Below are 20651 nucleotides of genomic sequence, written 5' to 3'. Positions count from 1 at the left end.
GCGGGAAAAGGGCCCGCAGCGCGGCATGACGCGGGGCGCGGCGGATCGCGGGCGGATTCTCGACGACGGGGAGCCGAAACCGAAAACAGCCGGGCCCGGAAAATGAGCGCCGCTGCGCGCCATCCGGGTGCGGCGGCGGGTCCCGCATCCTCGCGCGGCGGTGCGCCGGCTCAGATCAGCTTGGTCGGATCGATGCCGAGGACCTTGGCGGCCTTGGCCTTGTCGCCGCCGCAGGCGTGGAGGACGCGGGCGATGTATTGCTTCTCCTGTCCGGCGAGGTAGTCGGCGAGCGCCGGCCAGTCCTTGAGCTCGTGGATGCGCAGCGGCAGCTGGGCCGAAGTGATCACGCGCGCCTCGGCGGTCGAGATCGCCTGGGAGATCACCTGGGTGAACTCCGCGAGGTTGCCCGGCCAGCGGTAGGCGCGGAGCGTCGCCGTCGCGTCGTCCGTGAACTCGATCTGGCGGGCGTCGAACTGCGGATTGGCGGACCGGGCGGCGACATCCTTGAGCAGCAGCGGGATGTCCTCGGGCCGCTCGCGCAGCGCCGGCATGTGCACGGGCAGCGCCGCGATGCGGTAGAAGAGCTCCTCGTTGAAGCCGCCCTCTTCGGTGAGTTTCTCGAGGTCGCTCTCCGTCGTGCAGATCACGCGCAGGTGGGGCGCGTTCGTGCGGAGGATGGAAACGAGCTTTTCCTGCGCCTCGCCGGGGAGGCACTGCACGTGCTGGAGGACCAGGGTGCCGCCCTTGGCCTGCTGCACCCACTTGCCGCCCGTGCCCTCGGGGCCGATGAGGCTGTCGTGCAGCGTGGCCGGATCGATGAGCTTGCAGTCGATGCTGATGAGCGGACTGCCGGCGGGCGAACCCGCGGCGTGCAGCAGCTCGGCCGCGATCTCGTGGCCGCTGCCGAGCTCGCCGCTGACCAGCACCGGGGCGTGGGCGGTGGCGAGTTTCCGGAGCTGGGCGATGAGCCGCTTGATCTTCGGGCTGGAGCCGACGAGCCGCGCATCGAAGTCAGCGGCCGACGCCGCCCCGCCGCCGGCCCCGCGCGAGGCCTCGCGCTCGGTGACGACGCGCTTGAATTCGACGCCGCGCTTGAGCGTCTGGATGAGCTCCTCGACGCGAAAAGGCTTCTGCAGGTAGTCGAACGCCCCGAACTTCAGCGCCTGGATCGCGCTCTCCGTGCTGGCGTAGGCCGTCATGATGATGACGACGGCGGCGGGGTCGTATTGCTTCAGCTGCTTGAGCAACGTGATGCCGTCCATCGGTTTCATGTCGATGTCGGCCAGCACGAGGTCGAATTTCTCCGCCTTGTAGCGCACGAGCGCCTTCTCGCCATCCGTGGCAAACGCCGTGGCGTAGCCGGTCGGCTGGATGACGGCCTCCAGCATCTCGTGAATCGAGATGAGGTCGTCGACGATCAGGATGGAAGGCATGGGCGAGAGGAACCGTGACTTTGCGGAGGCGGTATCCTGCACGCAAGCGGCTTTCGGTCAATCGGCGCCGAACGCGTAAAGGACATGTTTAGTTGCACGCCGCCTCACGAGCGGTGCCGATGCCGGCGGGCCGCCGGCGACGGGGCCGCGGCGCCCGTCGCCCGGGCTCCGCGGCCATCCGGGGCGGCGCGCCCGCGGTCAACCCTGGCCGCCGGCGACGGCGCCCAGCTGGAAGATCGGGAGGAACATCGCCATGACGATGCCGCCGACCACCACGCCGAGGAACACGATGAGCATCGGCTCGATCAGCGAGGTGAGCGCGGCCACGGTGGCGTCGCACTCGGTGTCGTAGAAATCGGCGATCTTGTTCATCATGCCGTCGACGTTGCCGGTGGATTCGCCGGCCTTGACCATGTGCTTCATCATCGGCGGGAAGAACGGATTCGCCGCCATGACTTCCGACACCTGGCCGCCCTGCGAGACGTGCTTGGCGATCTCGACGCAGGCGTCCTCCACCTGCACCATGCCGGAGGCGGCGGAGACGATCTCGAGCGTGCGAAGGATCGGCACGCCCGAGCGCATGAGCGTCGCGTAGGTGCGGCAGAAGCGCGAGAGCGCGATCTTGTGGACGAGGTTGCCGAAGATCGGCGCCTTCACGAGGAAGTTGTCCTTCTGGCGGCGGCCGGCGGGCGTGGCGGTGTATTTCTTCACCACGGTGAAGAGGCCGTAGACGCCGAGCGCGATGGCCCACCACCAGCTCTTCAGGAAGTTCGACAGGTCGATCAGCATCTGCGTCGGCGCCGGCAGCTTGGCGCCGAAGTCCTTGAACATCTCCGCGAACACCGGGATGACGAAGATCAGCAGGACGTTCACCAGCGCGATGGCGAGGCCGATGACGGCGATCGGGTAGGTCATCGCGGACTTCACCTTCTTGGTCAGCTTGACCGTCGACTCGAAGTAGGCGGCGACCTTCTGGAGGATCTCGGCCAGGCCGCCGGAGGCCTCGCCCGCCTCGACCATCGAGACGAAGAGCGAGTTGAACGACCGGGGAACTTCTTCACCGCGGCCGAAAACGACGTGCCGGTGGCGATGTCGTTGCGCACGTCGCGGATGACGATGCGGAAAATCTGGTCCTCCGTCTGGTCCTGCAGCGCCTCCAGGCACGAGACCAGCGGCAGGCCGGCCTGGAGCAGCGAGGCCAGCTGGCTGGTGAAGATCGCCAGCTCGCCGAGGGCGAGCTTGTAGGTCTTGGATTTCTTCTCGAGGGCCTTCTGCTTGGCGAGCGCCTGCGCTTGCTGGACGCTCGACTTGGGTTTGGCGGCCGCGGGAGTTGCCATAGTGGGGCGGTTAAAGCGCAACGATTTTGCTCCCGCAACCCCTTTTGCCGGAAGGCGGGACTTTAACTAAAGCTTGAATGGTCGTCCCGCCCCGGCACTCTCACGCGCGAGCCCCCGCGGGCATAGTTTAGTGGTAAAACTCCTGTCTTCCAAACAGGTATCGTCGGTTCGATTCCGTCTGCCCGCACCAGCCTTCGCCAAGGCTTCGGTTGGCAAGCCAGCAGGGAGCGAGCGCACATGCGGCGGCTGAAGAAACGCGCGCGGCAGCGGCGAAGGCTGTCGTCCGAAGCCTCAGCGCCGGACGGCCAGGCTCCCGAAACAAGCCGCTCCACAACCCCCGGGTTGCGGCGCGCCCGCGCGTTCACCAGAGGAAATAGTCCTGCTCGCGCGACAGGAACCGCAGGCTCGGCGGCTCGAAGAGCACCCGCCAGACGTGCGCGTAGCGCTCCCACGGCCCGGGCACGGCGCCATCGAAGACGATGCGCGGCAGCGCACGCCGACCGGTGATGCCTCCGGCGACGTGCGCGCGGAAAACCTCGTAGCCCTCCGCGGAGGCGAAGAACAGGCTGCGCTGCTCGATCGGGTGCATGTCCCCGTCGATCCAGCCTCCGCGCCCCCGGCGGTCAGCACGTAGTAGCCGACGACCGTCTCGTGCCGCTCCATCTCCACCGCGGCGGCGTCGCACGCCGCGGCGAAGGTCGGGCGCGCCGCGTGGCCGAAGGCGTGGTGCCCGCGCTCCGAGCGGCGGTGCAGGATGACGGTGACGCCCGGGGCATCGGACTCGATCACGAACGCGTCCGTGCCCGGCCCCGGCGAGGTGGCCGCGCGGGCCGCCAAGCGGCCTTCCCACCAGTGGAGCAGGTTGAAGCGCTCCGCCGCCTCCATCAGCGCCGGGCCGCGGGCCTGGCGCGCGAAGAGCCCGGGGAACGCCGCCATGCCGTTGCTCGACGGATCGATGTCGAAGCCGTAGCGGCACGCCTCGCCCGCGCGGAACGTGGCCCAGTGCGCCCAGCGCTCCAGCGCCTCGGAGATCGCCTTGCAGCGGGCCACCAGCGGCGAGCGGTCCGTGCCGCTGCCGCTGGCGTCGCTGAAGACCCGTTTTTCCACACGCCCGCCAGGCACTCCGGCCGGAGGTGGGCGTTGGACTGAAACCAGCGCGCCCCCAGCACGGTCGTCTCGGCGCAGCTCAAGCGTTCCACCGGCCCGCCGCGGGCGGCGAGCACGTTGCGATAGCGATAGGCCGCGAGGTTGAGCATGGCGCGGCGTCAGGCCCAGTTGGTCGGCAGCACACAGGTCTCCGCCGCTGATTCGGCGGCGGCCGGCGAGACATAGGGCAACAGCGCGAGGCCGATCCATTCGGCGGCGCGTTGAAAACCCAGGGACAGGAGCAAGCTGGCGCCAAGGCCAGCGATGAGGAGCGAGAGGTTTTTCATGACGCGCCCATTCTCTCTCTTGGAACGCATCAATCCCCTGCGGCATTTCGCCAATCTTTAGGCCGCCAACCCAACTGGGCGCAGGTGGAGCGAAACCTGAATTTAGGTGTTTCCGGGATTCGTCGGTGGCCCATTGTGCCGGCATCGTCGCTGCATGACTCGAGTCCGCGCCGCTCTCGCCCTGCTCCTCTGCGGAGGAGCTGCCCTCGCCCACGCCGCGTGGGACACGCGGTTTTGGGGTGACCCGATCCTGGAGACCTTCCGCAAGCAGCAGACCGGCAACGGCTCCGTCGTGTATGCCGCGGCGGCCCAGCCCGGCCAGGGCCCGCTGTGGTTCGGCACCGATCACGGGCTGCTCGCGTTCGACGGCCGGACCTGGCGCTACCACCCCGCGGCCTTCGCGGTGACCGCCCTCGCCTTCGCCCCCGAGGGCAACCGGCTGGCTTTCGGCTCCTGGTGCGACCTCGGCTGGGCGGAACTGTCGGCGGACGGCACGCCCCGCATCCACTCGCTCCGCGAACAACTGCCTTTCGCGGCCACCGAACTCCAGGCGGTGCGGGCCTGCCGCGTCACGCCGCAGGGCATCTACTACGTCGCCGACGACCGCGTGCTGCGCTGGGACGGGACGAAGTTCGAGGTCTGGCGCTACCCCACCGGCATCCGGCTGTTCACGCTCGAATTCGAGGGCGCGCTCTGGTTCCACCATGTCGAGAGCGGGCTCTACCGGCTGGCCGAGAACGGCCCGGAGCGCATGGTCACGGCCGGGGTGCCGCGGGACAACGGGCTCTTCTGGCTCGAGCGCCGGGACGGCCAGCTGCTCGGCGTTTCCAACCGCGGCTGCTGGACGATCGAGCCGACGCCGCGCTGCATCTCCTCCGCCGAGCTCAACGATTTCACGATCCAGCACCGCGTGACCGGAGTCGCCGACCTCGGCGGCGGCTTCCGCTCCGTCGGCACGCTCACGGGCGGGGTTGCGATCGTCGATTCGAACTTTCAGGTCGTGCGGCGGATCCCCGGCACGGGCGACCTGTCGGGAACGCTCTACGGGCAGTTCGTGGGCCGCGACCGCGACCTGTGGCTGCTGGGCGAGGACCGGCTGCTCCGCTGCGATGCGACGGGCGCCACCGCCCAGATCCGCCTGGACAGCGACCCGCGTCCGAAATTCACCCGCTTCATCAGCCGGGCGCCCGACCAGTCGCTGTGGGTCGGGGCGGAGAACCGCCTCTACCACCTGCAGCGCTCCGAAAAGGGCCAGCTGCAGGTCGTGGAAGTCGCCGACGTCCCGTTGATGCAACTGCACTCCGCCCTGGCCGAGGAGCATCGCGTCTGGCTGGGCGGCTTCGGCGGCGTCGTCCTGCGCGAGGACGGCCGGACCACGCAACGGTTCGACGGGGCGGGCCGCCACGCGTTCGCGCTCTCGCGCCTCGGAAACTCCGACCGCTGGATCGCCGCGCTCAACGGCAGCTGGATGGACATCACCCGCGCCGCCTCCGGCGCGTGGCGCGCCGACCTCCGCCCCAGCCTGCCGTTCTTCCAAACCGCGGCGCAGGACGGCGCCGGCGTCCTCTGGACCGCCGCCTCCGCCGAAGCGCCCCGAAAATGGACCGTGAGCCCCGTGGGCTTCGCCCCGGCCCCGCTCCCGCCGCCGTTCGCCGCCGAGGACGCCGCCCCGAGCCTGGTCGTCGAGCGGGCGCGCGATGTCATCGTGATCGCCGGGAACAAAGTCTATCTCGTCCGCGGCGACACTCCCCGCTCCTGCTGCGCCAACTGGCCGGCCCGGTCACGGCCTGCGCCCTCTCGTCGGACCAAAAACGCCTCTACCTCGCCATCCACCACGGCATCGCCGCACCGGCCGGCTACCAGGACGGGATCAGCGTCCTGGAATTTGCCGACGACGGCCGCGCCGCGGGCTTGCGTCCGCTCGTCTTCCCCCAGCTCCATGCCGCCGGAGCGATCAACCGGCTCGTCGCCACCACGGTCGCTGGGGCGGACACGCTGTGGGTCGGCGGGTCGGACGCCCTGCTGCAAGCGCGCCCGGCCGAGCTTCCGGAGTGGAGCCCGCCCGCGACGCCGCTGATCAGCGCCGTCGGCCCGGATGCCGCGCACACCACCCTGGGCTACACCGAGAGCCTGCAGCTGCGCATCGCGTCGCCGGAGATCACCCTGCGGCCCGCCCTGCGCTACCAGACGCAGTTCGGTCAGGACGAAGGCGCCTGGACCGCGCCGAGCGAGCGCACGTCGTTCGAGTTCTCCAACCTGCGCGAGGGGCGCTACTCGTTTTCCGTGCGCGCCGTGAATCCGGTCGGGCAGGTCAGCGCGCCCGCCTACTTCGCGTTCACCATCCTCCCCCCGTGGTATCGCTCGAACTGGGCCTACGCCGGCTACGCGGCCATCGCGGGCCTCTCCCTGCTGGGCGCCCTGCGTTACCGCGAGCGCCGCATGCGCCAGCGCACCCAGGAGCTGGAGCGCCTCGTCCGCGAACGCACCACCGAGCTCGAGAAGGCCAACGCGGCCAAGGACGAGTTCCTCGCCAGCATGAGCCACGAGATCCGCAACCCAATGAACGGCGTCGTCGGCCTCTCAGCCGCCATCGACATCTCGTTCCTCGACGAGGAGGGCCGGTATCGCTTCGGCCTCCTCCGGCACTGCGCCTCCCACCTCGCCTCGCTGCTCGAGGACATCCTGGACTTCTCCAAGCTCCAGGCCGGCACCATCGAGCTGGACCCCCAGCCGTTCTCGCCCGCGGAGCTGCTCGACGCCGTGTCCGCCATCACCTTGCCGCTGAGCGCGGCCGCGGGCGTGCGCGTCGAGTTCGCGCTCGGCCCCACCGTGCCGCCCCGCCTGCTCGGCGATGCGCGCCGCATCCGCCAGGTGCTGCTGAACTACGTGAGCAACGCCGTGAAATACGCCCCGCGCGGCACCATCGAAGTCACCGCGTGGGCGCGCCCCTCGATCCCGGCAGCGTCGCGCTCACCTGCGCCGTCTCCGACGAGGGCCCGGGCATCCCGGCCGCGGAACAGGCGCGCATCTTCGAGAAATTCGAGCGCGGCGCCGGCGCGCGCAGCAGCCGCATCCCGGGCACCGGCATGGGCCTCGCCGTCTGCCGTCGCCTGGCGGAGAAGATGGGCGGCCGCGCGTGGGTCGAAAGCGCCCCGGGTCAGGGCTCGACCTTCTACCTCGAGCTTCCCCTGCCGGTCGCCGCCGCCGCCCCCGCCCCGGCCCCGGCGCAGGCCGCCCTGGACGCCCTGCCGCGCCGGGCGCTCGTCGTCGACGACGAGGAATACAACGTGGTCTCCCTCGCCGCCATGCTCGAGCGTCGCGGTTTCTCCGTGCAGCGGGCGCTCGACGCCTCCACCGCCCTCCGCGTCGCCGCCGGGCACCCGCCCGACATCATCTTCCTCGACTACGACATGCCCGACACCACCGGGCCGCAGCTCGCGCGCCGCATCCGCGAGACCCTCGCCCCGCTGGGCCGCCACCCGCTCGTGCTCGCCACCACCGCCTACACCACGGTGGAGAAGCGCGCGGAATGCCTGGCGGCCGGCATGGACGGCTTCCTCGGCAAACCCGTCGTCGAGGAGCGTCTGCAGGCCGCGCTCGAGGAGGCGATCCGCCACCGGAATCCCGCCAGCGCCCAGCACGTGGCGCTGCCGGACACGAAGCACCTCGATCCGCTCCAGAGCTTGCTCCGCCTCGCCCAGCAGCACGCCCGCGCCTTGGACGCGGAGCTCGCGGCCTTCGCCGCCGACGCCGAGGCGGAGTTCGGCACGCTGACCGCGGCCCTGGCCTCCAGTCAGGCCGAGACCGCCGCCCGCGCCGCCCACAAGATCGCCGGCCGCTTCGGCTTCCTGCACGCCGCCGTGCCGATGCGCCGGGGCCTGCAGCTCGAGCAGCTCTGCCGCACCCGGGAGTGGAGCGCGGCCCGCCCGCTGGCGGAGGAACTCGCCCAGGACTGGGCCACTTTGCGCGAGTCGCTCGCGCGCCTCACGTGCGCGTCGGCCGAGTGAGTCCGTTCACGATCGCGTAGTGGATGAGCTTCGGCGTCGTGTGGATGTCCAGTTTCTTCATGATGTCGCGCCGGCGCGATTGCATCGTCGTCGGACTGATGCCGAGCGCCGTCGCGATCTCCTCGTCCGTCATCGCCTGGCCGATCAGCGCCAGGATCTTCAGCTCGTAGTCCGAGAGCACGCGATTGAACGCCCGCGGGTCCTGGCGCAGCCGCGCGCTCGATTCCGTCACCGCGCGCGTGTAGAAGACGTTGCCGCTGAGCACCGACACCAGCGCCATGCGCAGGCCATCGGCGCTCTGGTCCAGCTTGTCCACGAAGCCGTGCAGCCCGAGCTTCTGCACCTGCAGCATCGTCCAGGGATCGCAGTGCGACGAGATGCCGACCACCCGCAGGCCCGACTTGGTCCGGTCCGTGAGCACCTGGCGCGCGATTTCCAGGCCGTCGATGTCCGGCAGCGAGAAGTCGAGCATGAGCAGATCCGGCGGCCGCTGGTTCACCGCCGCCAGCCCTTCCGCCCCGGATGGCGTGTTCAGCACCACCTCGATCCCCCACTCCTTGAAACAACCCGCCAGGAAATCCGCGAAGAGCTTCTGGTCTTCGACAATGATCGCCGTCCGACCCCGCAAAGGATCGTCGGGAGAAAGGCGGGAAGCTTTCGCGGTGGGATTCACTCGCGGCAGGCTAGGCCAAAGCCCCCACGCATCAAGCCAAGGGTGGACACTACGCGCGCGCGCCGCTAGCTCCGGCGCGTGAATCTCGTGCTCTTCACCGCCGACGAGGTCGCCGCGCCGCTCCCGCGCGGCGACGTGCGCGCGCGCCACCTGCTCGAGGTGCTGCGCCGCGCCCCGGGCGAGGAATTCGACGCCGGCCTGGTCGACGGCCCGCGCGGCAAGGGGCGGATCGACGCCGTGCACGCCGACGCGCTCGTCCTCTCGTTCACCTGGGGCGCGCCGCCGCCGCCGCCGGACGCCGTCACCCTGCTCCTCGGCCTGCCGCGCCCGCAGACCGCACGCGACATCCTGCGCGACGCCACGACCCTCGGCGTCGCCGCGCTCCACTTCGCCGCCACCGAGAAATCCGAGCCCAGCTACGCCCAAAGCACGCTCTGGCGCGACGGCGAGTGGCGCCGCCACGTCCTCGCCGGCGCCGCGCAGGCCTTCGCCACGCAGATCCCCGCGGTCACCACCGCGCCCACACTCGCCGCCGCCGTCGCGCTGCTCGCGCCCGGCACCGTCCGCGTGGCGCTCGACAACTACGAGGCGCCGCACGCGCTGCGCGACTGCCCCTGCCGGGCGACCAGCCGCTCGTGCTCGCGCTCGGTCCGGAACGCGGCTGGGGCCCGCGCGACCGCGCCCAGCTGCGCGCGACGGGCTTCGCGTTCGCGCACCTCGGCGCGCGGGTGCTGCGGCTCGAGACCGCCGTCATCGCGGCGCTTGCGCTGGCGAAATCCGCCCGCGGCACGCTCTAGCCCGCGCGCTTGAAGAAGCACGCCGTGGGCTGGCGCGAGCCCTTGCCGAGGCGCTTCACGCAGGTCCAGCCCTCCGCCGCCAGCTCCTGCTCGCCGGGCATCTCGAAAATGATCACCGGGTCGGGCTGCCCCGCCAGCAGCGCGGTCAGGCGCGTGAACAGCTTCGGCGCCACGTCCGCAATCACGTCATAGGGCGGATCGATGAAAACCAGGTCCGGCGCCGCGCCGGGGACGGCGACGCTGGTCGCGTCCGCGTTCAGCACGGCGAGGTCGTGCGGGTCGCGCGCGAGGCTCTTGCACACCGCGGCGAGATTGGCCCGGATGCAGCCGACCGCCTTGGCGTTCCTTTCCACGAACACCCCGCCGGCGGCGCCCCGGCTCAGCGCCTCGAGCCCATAGGCCCCGCTGCCCGCGAACAAGTCGAGGAACCGGGCGCCCGGCACCCGGCTGGCGATGCTGGAAAACACCGCCTGGCGCATCGCATCCGTCGCGGGCCGCACCGCGTCGCCCTTCGGCAGCGTCAACGGGATGCCGCGCGCAAGGCCGCCGGTTATGCGCATCCGACACTCCCCTTTCGGTCAGTTTCAGGGTTCGAATATGCCGCGTGGCGCCGTTGAGGCGGAACACTTTCTGCTCGTTGGGGTTTTAACATACTGTTTGCGCCCCAGCGGGCCGGGATTTACCTGTCCCAATTCCGTCTGAGCCATCACCTAACTGGCCCGGGCGGACGCAAAGGCAATAACTGACCAAGCATGAAGTCCCGATTCGCAGTCTGGCTGCTCCTGGCGGCTGGGTTCGCGCGGCCGCTCAGCGGCTCCGAACTCAACGGCTGGCCGTTGCGTGTCGCCGCGGTCGACGACCGGACAGGCGAGGTCGTGGCCCAGCAGGGTCTCGGGCCGCTGCTGGCCGAGCGCACCGAGCCCGACGGCACGCAGGTGCGGATGCTGCGCCCGCTTTTCCTGCGCCAGGAGAAGGGCGACCGGGAAACCATGCACTTCCTCTACCCGCTGCTGACCTGGCGGCACGAAGGCGCAGACACGTGGTTTTCGTTTTTCCAGCTCGTCAACGACCGCCGTGAAACCGGCCTCGGCGGCGGGCGCGTGCACGGGCTCGACGTCTGGCCGTTCTACTTCTCCCGTCAGACCGGCGACCCCGCCACCAGCTACCGCGCCCTGCTGCCCGTCGCCGGCGAGATCAAGAACCGCTTCGGCAAGGACCGGCTGACCTGGCTCGCCTTCCCGGCTTACTTCCGCGTCGAACAGGACGGCCGCCACACCGACTACGTGCCGTGGCCTTTCCTGCGTTTCACCGGCGGCGCCGGCCACCGCGGCTTCGAACTCTGGCCGCTCTACGGCCACGTCGCGCGCGCGGGCGACTACGACAACCGCTACGTCCTCTGGCCGCTGATCTACCGGCAGGAGAAACAGCTCGGCGAGCCCGCCGGCGCCCGGCGCGAAAGCCTCGGCTTCCTGCCGTTCTACACCCGCGCCACCGAGCCGGGCTACATCAACGAGAACTACCTCTGGCCCTTCTTCGGCTACTCCGACCGCACCGCGCCGCAGCGCTACCACGAGACGCGCTACTTCTGGCCGTTCGCCGTGCAGGGCCGCGGCGACCAGCATTACGTGAACCGCTGGGCGCCTTTCTACACCCACAGCGTCGTCAAGGGCTACGACAAGACCTGGATCGCCTGGCCTCTCTTCCGCCACGCGCGCTGGTCGGAGCAGGGCGTGGCGAACGAGCGCAACCAGTTTTTCTTCGTCGTCTACTGGTCCCACGAACAGCGCAGCCTGGCGAATCCCGCCGCCGCGCCCGCCTACAAGAAGCACCTCTGGCCGCTCTTCAGCGTCTGGGACAACGGCGCCGGCCGCCGCCAGCTCCAGGTCGTGAGCCCCTTCGAGGTCTTTTTCCCCACCAACCAGCCCGTGCGCGAACTCTACACGCCGCTCTTCGCGCTCTACCGCTACGACCAGCGCGCGCCGGACGACACCCGCTGGAGCATCCTCTGGAGCCTCATCAGCCGCCGCCGCTCGCCCGCCGAGCGCGAGTTCCACCTCGGCCCGCTCTTCAGCACGCGCGCCACGCCGCAGGCGGGCGAACGCGTCGCCCTCGGCAACGGCCTGCTCAGCTGGCGCCGCGCGCCCGGCGAGCGCCGCTGGAAGTTCTCCGTCTTCGATTTCCGTCGCTCCGCCGACACCCCGGCCCCCGTGGCCGCCCTCCCATGAAACAGCTCACCCTCGTCATCGGCCACATCGGCGGCGTCGTGCTCCTCACGACGCGCACGCTGAAATACGTCGGCACGCTCCCGCGACAGTTCGGGCGTTTCGTCGAGCAGTGCTTCGTCATCGGCTACACCTCGCTGCCGATCGTCACCATCCTGAGCTTCTTCATCGGCTCGGTGCTCGCGCTGCAATCCGGCTACTCGATGGAGAATTTCGGCGCCAAGCAGTTCATCGGCACGCTCGTCGGCCTCTCCATGGCGCGCGAACTCGGCCCGGTCATGGTCGCCATCCTCATCGCCGGCCGCGTCGGCAGCGCGATCACCGCGGAACTGGCCTCGATGAAGGTCTACCAGGAGGTCGACGCGCTCGTGACCATGAACATCCCGCCCGAGCGCATGCTGGTGCTGCCGCGCCTCGCCGCCGTGCTCGTGATGATGCCCGTCCTCGCCCTCATCGCCAACCTCTGCGGCTGGTATGGCGGCGCGCTCATCTGCCAATACACCCACTTCATCTCCGTCGACAGCGAGTCCTACTTCGCCGCGCTCAAGCGCTACATGGACTGGAAGGACATCACCGACGGCCTGCTCAAGGCCGAGACCTTCGGCTTCGTCATCGTCCTCGTCTGCTGCTACATCGGCCTCAACACCCGCGGCGGCCCGCGCGAGATCGGCGCCTCCGTGACCAAGGCCGTCGTCACCTCGCTCATCCTCATCCTGGTGCTCGATTACTTCGTCACCAAGGCCCTCCTCTGACCCGGCCATGAGTTCCCCCTCCAGCTACACCTCCACGCCCTTCGCCGGGAAAACCTTCGGCGTCACCGTCGATCACCTGACGAAGAAGTTCGGCGGCACCACCGTGCTGAAGGACATCAACCTCGAGGTCCGGCCCGGCGAGATCTTCTGCATCATGGGCCCCAGCGGCTCGGGCAAGAGCGTCCTCCTGAAACACATCGCCGGCCTCGAGCGGCCCACCAGCGGCGCCGTGCGCATCGGCGACTTCGACGCCGGCGACCCCGACACGCGCGACAAGGTCCACCTCGCCCTCGTCTTCCAGGCCGGCGCGCTCTTCAACTCGCTCACCGTTTACGACAACCTCGCGCTCTACCCGCGCGAACACCGCCAGTGCAACGAGGCCGGCATCCGCGAACGCGTCATGCACGCGCTCTCCATCCTCTCGCTGGAGAAGGCGGCCAACAAATACCCCTCCGAGCTCTCCGGCGGCATGAAGAAGCGCGTCGCCATCGCCCGCGCCCTCGTCATGGAGCCGCAGCTGCTCCTCTACGACGAGCCCACCTCCGAGCTCGACCCCGTGATGGGCGCCACCATCAGCGAGATCATCGCCACCCTCCGCGAGCAGACCGCCGTCACCAGCATCGTCGTCACCCACGACCGCGACCTCGCCCTCAGCATCGCCGACCGCATCGCCATCATCATGGACGGCCGGATCCGCGCCACCGGCAAACCCGCCGACTTCCGCGAGCCGAAGGAACGCGACATCGCCGACTTCCTGACGCCCGTCATCGATCTCAAGAATCCCCGCTTCAAACAACTGGAGAATTCCCATGAATAACACGCAACAGACCGTCCGCGTCGGCCTCTTCTTCCTCCTCGGCTGCGCGCTGGCTTGGATCACGTTCGAGTCGCTTAGCGGCGGCCAGATCTTCAAGAAGAGCGGTTACTCCCTCGTCGCGCCCTTCGCGAACCTGAAGGGCCTCAAGACCGGCGACGAGGTCCAGATGGCCGGCGTCAAGATCGGCACCGTCGCCGAGACCCGCCTCGGCGCGCAGCGCGTGGAAGCCGTGCTCACGATCGACCCCAAGGTCCAGATCCCGAACGACGCCGTCGCCTCGGTCGAGACCTCCAGCCTCCTCGGCAGCCAGCACCTCGCGGTCAGCTTCGGCACCTCCGCCGTCATGCTCAAGAACGGCGACACGATGAAGACGAAGAACACCGCCGACATGAACGAGGTCATCGCCCAGCTCGGCTCCCTCGGCTCCAAGCTCGAGGGCGTGGCCGACAACATCGGCAAGGCCCTCGGCGGCGAGGGCGGCTCCGGCTCCCTCTTCTCCAAGCTCGACAAACTCGTCGACCAGAACGGCCCCAAGCTCACCGAGACCATCGCCAACCTCCAGGACATCACCGCCAAGATCAAGAACGGCGACGGCACCTTCGGCAAACTCGTCAACGATCCCAAGCTCCACGACGACCTCGTCGTCGCCGTGGGCGAGATCAAGGCCGCTGCGGTCGACGCCAAAGTCTTCATGGCCGACACGCGCGGCATCATCGCCGACGTGAAGTCCGGCAAGGGCGCCGTCGGCGCCCTGCTCTACGACCAGGCCACGGCCGACAACCTCAAGACCACCGTCGCCAATGCCCGCACCGTCTCCGACAAGCTCGCCAAGGGCGAAGGCACGCTCGGCAAGCTCCTCGCCGATGACGCGATGTATAAGGACCTCCAGGGCGTGATGAAGAAGGCCGACCGCGCCCTCGACGGCCTCGGCGACTCCGGCCCCATCCAGGCCGTCGGCGTCGTCGCCAACGCGCTCTTCTGACCGCGCGCCGCCGGCGCTCCGCGTTTGCCGAACCCGCGCCACCCCGGCGCGGGTTCTTCTTTGGACCAATGACACGGCCCGCGCGCTTGCGAACGCGCGCGCGACGCGCTTGGCTCGGGCCGTCATGCCGCTCGTCATCCAGCTCCTCCCCGGCGAGTTCGCCATCGCCCGCCTGCCCGCCGACGCCGCCATCCCCGACTGGGTGCGCTCGAATGTCTTCAGCGCCACCACCCGCACCACCGACGAGCTGTCGATCCTCTGCCCCGCCGCCCAGATCCCCGCCCAGGTGAAGCACGAGGCGGGCTGGCGGCTCTTCAAGCTCCGCGGCCCGTTCAACTTCACCGAGACCGGCATCCTCTCCTCCGTGCTCGACCCGCTCGCCTTCTCCCGCATCAGCATCCTGGCCCACTCGACCTTCGACACCGACTACGTCCTGGTGAAGCAGGCCCAGGTCGACGACGCCGTGCGCACGCTGCGCAACGCCGACCACACCGTCGAGCGCCTTTGAGCCCGGCCGGCCGCGCCGGCGGCCGGCGAAACCCGCGCCGCCTTGGCACGGCGCGCGCTGCACCGCCTCCATGCCCCCGCCCTCGCTCACCTTCGCGCCCATGACCGCGGCCGACTGGCCGGACGTGCAGCGCATCTATGCCGAAGGCATCGCCACCGGCATCGCGACCTTCGAGGCCACTCCGCCGGAGACGTTCGCCGACTTCATCAAGTCCAAGCTCCCCGACGCCTGCGTCGTCGCACGCGACGCCCACGGCGCCCTCGCCGCCTGGGCCGTCCTTATTCCCGTCTCCTCCCGCTACGTCTACCGCGGCGTCGCTGAGATGAGCCTCTACGTCGCCGCCTCGCACCGCGGCCAGCGCGTCGGCGACGCGCTCATGCGCGAGATGATCCGCCTCAGCGAGGCGCAGGGCTTCTGGACGCTCCAGTCGTCCACCTTCCCGCAGAACGCCGCCAGCGTCGCCCTCCAGCAGCGCCACGGCTTCCACATCGTCGGCATCCGGGAAAAGATCGGCCGCATGCCGCAGGGCCCGCTTGCCGGCCAGTGGTGCGACACGCTGCTCCTCGAGCGGCGCAGCCGGACCGTCGGTCACGCCTGACCCGGGACGCCGCGCTCGAGCGGCAGCGTGAACACGAAGCTGGCGCCGGCGCCCGGCTGGCTCTCGCACCAGACGGTCCCGCCCAGCGCATCCACGACGCGCTGCACGATCCACAACCCGAGGCCGGAGCTCTTCTCGCCGCCGGTGGGCCGCGCCCGGCCGCGCCCGAACTTGCGGAAAAGCTGCGCCACCTCGTCGGCGCTGAGACCCGGGCCGTGGTCGGTGACCGTGAGCCGCATGCCGTGCTCGCGCCGGGCGAGCACGATCTCGATCGACTGCCGCGCCGGCGAGTATTTCACGGCATTCGAGATCAGGTTGTCGACAACCTGCCGGAACGCGCCCTCGTCCGTGCACACCACCAGCGGCTCGTCGGGCAGCGTCAGCTCGAGCCGCAGCTGCTTGAGCGCCGCCGGCTCGGCGAACGACTCCACCGCCGCCCGCACCGTCCGCGTCAGGTCGACCGGATCGAAATGGAACTGCCGCTGGCCGGCCTCGATGGCGTTGGCGTCCATCAGGTCGTCGATCAGCCGGCTCATCTTCTGCGCGTGGCTGCGCAGGCGCGCCACCGTCTCGGCGTGCTCGCGCGGCAGGTCGCCCATGCGCAGCAGGTCGGCCCCCATCACGACCGCAGTGAGCGGATTGCGCAGGTCGTGGGCGAGCATGTGCATGAGCTCGGACTTCTCCTCGCTCGCACGGGTCAGCCGCTCGTGCGCCTGCTCGAGCTCGGTCTGGATGCGCCGGCGCTCGGCCAGCTCGCGGGCGAGGCGGCGGTTGTGCCAGAGCACGAGGCCGCCGATGAGCACGGCGCAGACGATCAGCAGCGCGCCGACGCGCACCACCCGCGTCGACCAGATGTTCTCGTCCAGCTCGACGCCGACCCAGCGGTTCGAGATCGCGTGGCGCTCCGCCGGCGTGATGCTCGCCAGCGCCTTGTTGATGATGGCGGCGAGCTCGGGCAGGTCCTTGCGCACGCCGAGGTAGTTCTCGTTCGCCACGCCCCGGCTCTCGAGCACGACGCCGAGGTGCAGGTTGGTGAGCTGCCGCGCCTTGATCGTGTAGGCGGCGTTCACCGCGTCCGAGACCACGCCGAACACCTCGCCCCGGGCGACCGCCATCATCGCCGCCTCCGACGTCGGATACTCGACGATGCTCGGCTCGCTCAGCACCGCCTCCACCATGGCGCGCATGGCGGTGTAGCCCTTCACGACGGCGATGCGCCGGCCGCGGAGCTCGCCGAGCTCGAAGGGCAGCGGCGTGTTGTCGCGCGTGACGATCACATTCGGCGCATAGCCGTAGGCGCGGGTGTAGATCAGGTAGGCTTCGCGCTCCTTGACGTAGCCGAGGCTGGCCAGGACATCGAGCCGGCCGGCCTTGAAGTCGTTCATCACCTCCGTCCAGCTCGCGCGCGCCTCGTGGCGGAAGCGCAGGCCCGTCCGCTGGGCGATGAGCTCCAGCACGTCGGGATCGAGCCCGACGATCGTCCCCTTCGCGTCGCGGAACGCATACGGCGCGTAGGTGGTGTCGTGCCCCACGCGCACCACCGGGTGCTCCGCGATCCAGCGCTTCTCGTCGGCGGTGAGGCCGATGTCGACGTCCGGGGACGCCGCGCGCGCGCCGGCCGTGAGAACGGCCAGAAGAAGAAGCAACGGCAACGGGAGCTTCACGCGGGAGAAATGCGCCAGCGCGCCGACGGACGGGTGACGCGTCCCCTTATCGGCACAAAGCCGCCCCGAGGCGAGGGGGATTGTCCCGCGAGGCCGGATTTTATGCCGCGCCCTTGGACCCGGGCCGCTCCGCCCGGGCCGTTCGGCGGGAGACGGTCAGGCCGGCAGCGTGAAGCCCTCGAACTGCTTCTTCACGTCCTGCAGGAACACCGCCGCACCGGCGCCGTTCACCACCTTGTGATCGAAGGTCAGCGACAGGGTCACGACTTCGCACGGGTAGATCAGGCCGCCGTCGTTGATCATCCGCTCGTGCGCCGTGCCGATGAAGAGCGTCGCCATCGCCGGCGGCACCACGATCGGCGTCGCGCTCTCGACGCCGAAGGCGCCGAGGCTGGTGATGTTGAGCGGCGCCTGCACGTCGAGCAGCTTGCCGGCGCGCGTCTCCTCGACGGCGCGGTTGTAGGCCGCGCTGAAGTCGGCAAACGAAAGCTGGTTCGCGCCGCCGATCGCCGCGGTGGCGAGGCGGTCGCCTTCGAGCGCGACCGCGACGCCCTGGTCGAACACGGGCTGCTCGAGGATGGTGCCGTCCTTGCCCACGATGCAGCGGAACGCCGGGTGCAGCTCCTGCGCGCGCGTGACGCACCACGCCATCATGGCCGAGGGCGACGGCGCGGCCTTGCCGAGCTTCGCCTTGGCGGCCTCGCGGGCCTTCTTCAGCGGCTCCCAACGGACGTCCATCAGCATGTTCGCGGGCACGACGGCATCGAGGCGCTTCGTGATCGCGGGGTGCAGGGCGGGCGGGCGGACGTTGCCATTCATGGAGGGGGAGGAGGAAACGGGGGCGGACGGCGCCGCGGGCTTGCTGACGACGGCCGGCGCGGCGGGCGCGGCCTTCGCCACCGACGTGGCGGGCGCGACGGCGGGCTTGGGCGCAGGGGCGGCCCCTCGACGGGCAAGCCGGCCACGCTGGCGGCGTCGCCGGTGACGAGCGCGATCTCCTGGCCGATGAGCACGGTGGCGTCGACCTGGATGCGCCAGGCCTTGAACGTGCCGGCGAACGAGGCCTCGACCGGATAGACGGCCTTGTCGGTCTCGAGCTCGCAGAGCACGTCGTCGTGCTTCACGGCGTCGCCGGGCTTCTTGTTGAGCGTGACGACGCGCGCGGAGCGCAGGCCCTCGCCCATGATCGGCACGCGGACGAGGATGTCGCTCGTGCCGGGAAGGACGGTGTTCTGCGGACCATGCGCGGACGACGCGCCCGCCGGCGCCGCGGCGGCCGGGGCGGCAATCGGCGTCGCCGCCGGCACGGCCGGCGCCGGCGTGGGCGGCACTTCGCCGCGCGCGACGTTCATCGAAACCAGTTCCCAGATTGCCTCGACGATCTGCGGCACCGCGGGCAGCGCGGCGTATTCGTAGATCGGGTTGTAGCCGATCATGACGTTGCCCTTGGTGATGAGCCGCGGCGGCGCCTTCAGCAGGACGAACAGCTCCGTGCGGCCGACGACGTGCTGCACGATCATCTGGCCGACGGAGCAGGCCTCGGTGTCCTCCTGGATGACGATGAGCCGGCCGGTCTTACGGACGGAGGCTTCGATGGTCGCCTGGTCCCACGGCATGATCGAGCGCAGGTCGATGAGCTCGACGCTCACCTCGCCCTTGAGCTCCGCGATGGCCTCGTGGGCCTTTTCCATCGTGTTGCCCCAGGCGACGACCGTCAGGTCCTCGCCCGCGGTGACGATCCGGGCCGCGCCGAGCGGGATGGACTTGATCGGCTGCTTCGACTCGACCTCGGCCCAGAGCATGTGCTTCGGCGCGAGGAAGAGCGTGATGTCCTCGCTGTGCATCGCGGTCCAGAGCAGACCGGCGGCGTCCTCGGGCGTGGACGGGATGACGATGTTGATTCCCGGAAAGTGCGCGTAGGCCGACTCGTTCGCCTGCGAGTGCCAGAGCGAGCCGCCGGGCAGGTAGGCGCCGTAGGGCGCGTAGAACACCGCCGGGACCTTCCAGGCGCCGTTCGAGCGCCAGCGGAGGTTCGCGAGGTTCTGCACGATCTGGTTGAAGCCGGGAAAACTGAAGTCGATGAACTGCAGCTCGAACACCGGGCGCCGGCCGTAGAGCGCGAGGCCGCCACCGATGCCGAAGATGGTCGACTCCGCGAGCGGCGAGTTGAAGACCTGCTCGGGAAAATCCGTGGAGAGCTTCTGCGTCAGGCGGAACACGCCACCCTTCGGGTCCTCGATGTCCTCGCCGAAGATCAGGCGGCCCGGGTCGGCGTCGAGGCCGGCGCGGAGCGTCTTGTTGATCACGTCGCCCATGCGGTATTTGCCGGGCTTGAAGAGCTCCTCGTCCAGGACGGGCGACGCGCCGGTGACGTCGAGGAAGAGCTCGTCAGCGCGCGGGTCCTCGGCCTTTTCCGCGGCGGCGTAGTCGGCGCGGACCTTCTCCTTGATCTCCTCGTCGAGCTTCGCGAACTCCGCCTCGGTCAGCTCGCCGGCCGCGATCATCTTGTCGCGCAGGACGCGGATCGGATCGGCTTTCTCCAGCGCGGCGATGTCCTCCTTGGAGCGGTAGAGCGTGTGGTCGTCGGAGCTGGTGTGGCTGGAAAGCCGCTCGACCTTGGCCCAGAGCAAGACCGGGCCCGCGCCGGCGCGGAGCTTGGCGACGGCCAGCTGCGTCTCGGCGTGCACGACCTCGAGGTCGGAGCCGTCGATGACGTGCCACGGGGCCTGGTTGAGCACGTCGAGGGCGAGCGGGTTGATCTTCCGCGTCGGCGTCGAGATGCCATAGGCGTTGTCCTCGACGATGAAGAGGATCGGGAGCTGCTTCTCCCGCGCGAAGCTGACCGCCTCGTAGAAGTCGCCCTGGCGCGTCGCGGCGTCGCCGATCGTGGTCACGACCACGCTGTCCTTCCCGTCGAGCTTCATGCCCCACGCGATGCCGCAGGCCGGCAGCAGCTGCGAGCCGAGCGGGGTCGGCACGCTGACGATGTTCAGCTCCCGGGCGGAGAAATGCGACGGCATCATGCGGCCGCGCGAGGTCGACTCGCGCTTCGCGAAGTATTCCAGCGCCAGCTGCCGCGTGCTCATCCCCCGCCCCATGCACAGGCCGCGGTCGCGGTAGTAGGGCACGATGAAATCCCCCTCGCGCAGCTGCGCCCCGAGCGCGCTGAACGCCTCGTGCCCGCGCCCGGACACGTGGAAATGCCCCTTGCCCTGCCGGTTCAGGCTCTCCTCGCGGAGGTCGCCGTGGCGGCTTTCCAGCATGGTGCGCAGCAGGTGGCGCCGCTGTTCCTGGTTCAGACTCGAAGACGTGGCTTTGGCCATGGTCGGACGTGGGGGGTAGGTTTGGGGAAACGGTCGGCGCGGCAACGGCAATTCTCGGATGCCGCGATGCGGAGTTGCGTGGGGGAACTGTGCCGGTAAGCGCGC

General features: G+C 69.8%; 18 protein-coding genes, 1 tRNA gene and 3 pseudogenes. 12 read left to right on the top strand and 10 right to left on the bottom strand.

All coding sequences use genetic code 11. From position 1 onward, the window contains the following. Window positions 1-170: 170 nt before the first annotated feature. From ACMYLB_RS04125 to ACMYLB_RS04115, 3 genes and pseudogenes are all read right to left on the bottom strand, one after another. Entirely contained in the window at window positions 171-1433 is a 1263-nt protein-coding gene (locus ACMYLB_RS04125; protein WP_415909705.1) for a sigma-54-dependent transcriptional regulator, read from the bottom strand. A 198-nt stretch (window positions 1434-1631) separates the two neighbouring features. Then, entirely contained in the window at window positions 1632-2015 is a 384-nt protein-coding gene (locus ACMYLB_RS04120; RefSeq protein ID WP_415911030.1) for a type II secretion system F family protein, read from the bottom strand. A gap of 321 nt (window positions 2016-2336) precedes the next feature. Next, window positions 2337-2770: pseudogene (locus ACMYLB_RS04115) on the bottom strand (type II secretion system F family protein); the annotation flags it as partial. A gap of 116 nt (window positions 2771-2886) precedes the next feature. Here ACMYLB_RS04115 and ACMYLB_RS04110 point away from each other — a divergent pair. Then, window positions 2887-2960, top strand: a tRNA-Gly gene (locus ACMYLB_RS04110). Window positions 2961-3131: 171 nt separating this feature from the next. On the opposite strand, the gene ACMYLB_RS04105 is transcribed toward ACMYLB_RS04110, so the two are convergent. Both ACMYLB_RS04105 and ACMYLB_RS04100 read right to left on the bottom strand, forming a co-directional pair. Next, entirely contained in the window at window positions 3132-3359 is a 228-nt protein-coding gene (locus ACMYLB_RS04105; protein ID WP_415909704.1) for a hypothetical protein, read from the bottom strand. Between the two features lie 676 nt (window positions 3360-4035). Continuing rightward, window positions 4036-4203: a hypothetical protein gene (locus ACMYLB_RS04100; protein ID WP_415909703.1), complete on the bottom strand. Its 168-nt coding sequence runs from the start codon at window positions 4201-4203 to the stop codon at window positions 4036-4038. Between the two features lie 154 nt (window positions 4204-4357). Here ACMYLB_RS04100 and ACMYLB_RS04095 point away from each other — a divergent pair, with 154 nt between their 5' ends. The 3 genes and pseudogenes from ACMYLB_RS04095 to ACMYLB_RS04085 all read left to right on the top strand — a co-directional run bounded on the left by ACMYLB_RS04095 (window position 4358) and on the right by ACMYLB_RS04085 (window position 8210). Continuing rightward, a complete protein-coding gene (locus tag ACMYLB_RS04095) occupies window positions 4358-6280 on the top strand; it encodes a hypothetical protein (RefSeq protein ID WP_415909702.1) in 1923 nt (640 codons plus the stop codon). 362 nt (window positions 6281-6642) lie between these two features. Continuing rightward, window positions 6643-6852, top strand: a pseudogene (locus ACMYLB_RS04090) (histidine kinase dimerization/phospho-acceptor domain-containing protein); the annotation flags it as partial. Window positions 6853-7139: 287 nt separating this feature from the next. Beyond that, window positions 7140-8210, top strand: a complete 1071-nt coding sequence (locus ACMYLB_RS04085) for a response regulator (RefSeq protein WP_415909701.1) — start codon at window positions 7140-7142, stop codon at window positions 8208-8210. Here the strand turns inward: ACMYLB_RS04085 and ACMYLB_RS04080 are convergent. Beyond that, window positions 8188-8883, bottom strand: a complete 696-nt coding sequence (locus tag ACMYLB_RS04080) for a response regulator transcription factor (RefSeq protein ID WP_415909700.1) — start codon at window positions 8881-8883, stop codon at window positions 8188-8190. The two genes, ACMYLB_RS04085 and ACMYLB_RS04080, sit on opposite strands and share 23 nt — an antisense overlap. Before the next feature lie 78 nt (window positions 8884-8961). Here ACMYLB_RS04080 and ACMYLB_RS04075 point away from each other — a divergent pair. Beyond that, window positions 8962-9411, top strand: a pseudogene (locus ACMYLB_RS04075) (RsmE family RNA methyltransferase); the annotation flags it as partial. After that, window positions 9333-9680 (top strand): 16S rRNA (uracil(1498)-N(3))-methyltransferase, encoded by a 348-nt coding sequence (locus ACMYLB_RS04070; RefSeq protein ID WP_415911029.1) that lies wholly within the window; start codon window positions 9333-9335, stop codon window positions 9678-9680. The pseudogene ACMYLB_RS04075 and the gene ACMYLB_RS04070, both read left to right, overlap by 79 nt. On the opposite strand, the gene ACMYLB_RS04065 is transcribed toward ACMYLB_RS04070, so the two are convergent. Then, window positions 9677-10204: an RsmD family RNA methyltransferase gene (locus ACMYLB_RS04065; RefSeq protein WP_415909699.1), complete on the bottom strand. Its 528-nt coding sequence runs from the start codon at window positions 10202-10204 to the stop codon at window positions 9677-9679. The genes ACMYLB_RS04070 and ACMYLB_RS04065 overlap by 4 nt on opposite strands. Before the next feature lie 228 nt (window positions 10205-10432). Here ACMYLB_RS04065 and ACMYLB_RS04060 point away from each other — a divergent pair, with 228 nt between their 5' ends. From ACMYLB_RS04060 to ACMYLB_RS04035, 6 genes are all read left to right on the top strand, one after another. Next, window positions 10433-11905 carry a hypothetical protein gene (locus tag ACMYLB_RS04060; RefSeq protein WP_415909698.1) on the top strand — a complete coding sequence of 491 codons (1473 nt, stop codon included), beginning with the start codon at window positions 10433-10435 and terminating at the stop codon, window positions 11903-11905. Then, entirely contained in the window at window positions 11902-12654 is a 753-nt protein-coding gene (locus ACMYLB_RS04055) for an MlaE family ABC transporter permease (protein WP_415909697.1), read from the top strand. Before ACMYLB_RS04060 ends, ACMYLB_RS04055 begins: the two co-directional genes overlap by 4 nt. A gap of 7 nt (window positions 12655-12661) precedes the next feature. After that, on the top strand, window positions 12662-13471 hold the full coding sequence (locus ACMYLB_RS04050) for an ABC transporter ATP-binding protein (RefSeq protein ID WP_415909696.1): 810 nt from the start codon (window positions 12662-12664) through the stop codon (window positions 13469-13471). After that, a complete protein-coding gene (locus tag ACMYLB_RS04045) occupies window positions 13464-14453 on the top strand; it encodes an MlaD family protein (RefSeq protein ID WP_415909695.1) in 990 nt (329 codons plus the stop codon). The genes ACMYLB_RS04050 and ACMYLB_RS04045 overlap by 8 nt, the downstream gene beginning before the upstream one ends. Before the next feature lie 124 nt (window positions 14454-14577). After that, window positions 14578-14961 carry an ACT domain-containing protein gene (locus tag ACMYLB_RS04040; RefSeq protein WP_415909694.1) on the top strand — a complete coding sequence of 128 codons (384 nt, stop codon included), beginning with the start codon at window positions 14578-14580 and terminating at the stop codon, window positions 14959-14961. Window positions 14962-15031: 70 nt separating this feature from the next. Continuing rightward, complete coding sequence (locus ACMYLB_RS04035) at window positions 15032-15559, top strand: GNAT family N-acetyltransferase (protein ID WP_415909693.1); 528 nt, start codon at window positions 15032-15034, stop codon at window positions 15557-15559. On the opposite strand, the gene ACMYLB_RS04030 is transcribed toward ACMYLB_RS04035, so the two are convergent. The 3 genes from ACMYLB_RS04030 to ACMYLB_RS04020 form a co-directional block, all read right to left on the bottom strand. Further along, window positions 15550-17223, bottom strand: coding sequence for an ATP-binding protein (locus ACMYLB_RS04030; protein WP_415909692.1), 1674 nt, complete (start codon window positions 17221-17223; stop codon window positions 15550-15552). The genes ACMYLB_RS04035 and ACMYLB_RS04030 overlap by 10 nt on opposite strands. A 156-nt stretch (window positions 17224-17379) precedes the next feature. After that, window positions 17380-18042 carry a 2-oxo acid dehydrogenase subunit E2 gene (locus tag ACMYLB_RS04025; protein ID WP_415909691.1) on the bottom strand — a complete coding sequence of 221 codons (663 nt, stop codon included), beginning with the start codon at window positions 18040-18042 and terminating at the stop codon, window positions 17380-17382. Beyond that, the gene (locus tag ACMYLB_RS04020; protein WP_415909690.1) at window positions 18039-20546 is read right to left on the bottom strand and encodes a thiamine pyrophosphate-dependent enzyme; all 2508 of its coding nucleotides are present in this window, start codon (window positions 20544-20546) and stop codon (window positions 18039-18041) included. Before ACMYLB_RS04020 ends, ACMYLB_RS04025 begins: the two co-directional genes overlap by 4 nt. Window positions 20547-20651 lie beyond the last annotated feature (105 nt).

The sequence above is a fragment of the Oleiharenicola sp. Vm1 genome (genome assembly GCF_047777955.1).
GTDB lineage: Bacteria > Verrucomicrobiota > Verrucomicrobiia > Opitutales > Opitutaceae > Didemnitutus.
This window is presented reverse-complemented; position numbering and strand designations above follow the sequence as displayed.

Coding starts and splice junctions, on each gene's coding strand:
- ACMYLB_RS04125 (WP_415909705.1), bottom strand. CDS start 1,433: ATGCCTTCCATCCTGATCGTCGACGACCTCATCTCGATTCACGAGATG.
- ACMYLB_RS04120 (WP_415911030.1), bottom strand. CDS start 2,015: ATGCGCTCGGGCGTGCCGATCCTTCGCACGCTCGAGATCGTCTCCGCC.
- ACMYLB_RS04105 (WP_415909704.1), bottom strand. CDS start 3,359: ATGCACCCGATCGAGCAGCGCAGCCTGTTCTTCGCCTCCGCGGAGGGC.
- ACMYLB_RS04100 (WP_415909703.1), bottom strand. CDS start 4,203: ATGAAAAACCTCTCGCTCCTCATCGCTGGCCTTGGCGCCAGCTTGCTC.
- ACMYLB_RS04095 (WP_415909702.1), top strand. CDS start 4,358: ATGACTCGAGTCCGCGCCGCTCTCGCCCTGCTCCTCTGCGGAGGAGCT.
- ACMYLB_RS04060 (WP_415909698.1), top strand. CDS start 10,433: ATGAAGTCCCGATTCGCAGTCTGGCTGCTCCTGGCGGCTGGGTTCGCG.
- ACMYLB_RS04055 (WP_415909697.1), top strand. CDS start 11,902: ATGAAACAGCTCACCCTCGTCATCGGCCACATCGGCGGCGTCGTGCTC.
- ACMYLB_RS04050 (WP_415909696.1), top strand. CDS start 12,662: ATGAGTTCCCCCTCCAGCTACACCTCCACGCCCTTCGCCGGGAAAACC.
- ACMYLB_RS04045 (WP_415909695.1), top strand. CDS start 13,464: ATGAATAACACGCAACAGACCGTCCGCGTCGGCCTCTTCTTCCTCCTC.
- ACMYLB_RS04040 (WP_415909694.1), top strand. CDS start 14,578: ATGCCGCTCGTCATCCAGCTCCTCCCCGGCGAGTTCGCCATCGCCCGC.
- ACMYLB_RS04035 (WP_415909693.1), top strand. CDS start 15,032: ATGCCCCCGCCCTCGCTCACCTTCGCGCCCATGACCGCGGCCGACTGG.
- ACMYLB_RS04025 (WP_415909691.1), bottom strand. CDS start 18,042: ATGAATGGCAACGTCCGCCCGCCCGCCCTGCACCCCGCGATCACGAAG.
- ACMYLB_RS04020 (WP_415909690.1), bottom strand. CDS start 20,546: ATGGCCAAAGCCACGTCTTCGAGTCTGAACCAGGAACAGCGGCGCCAC.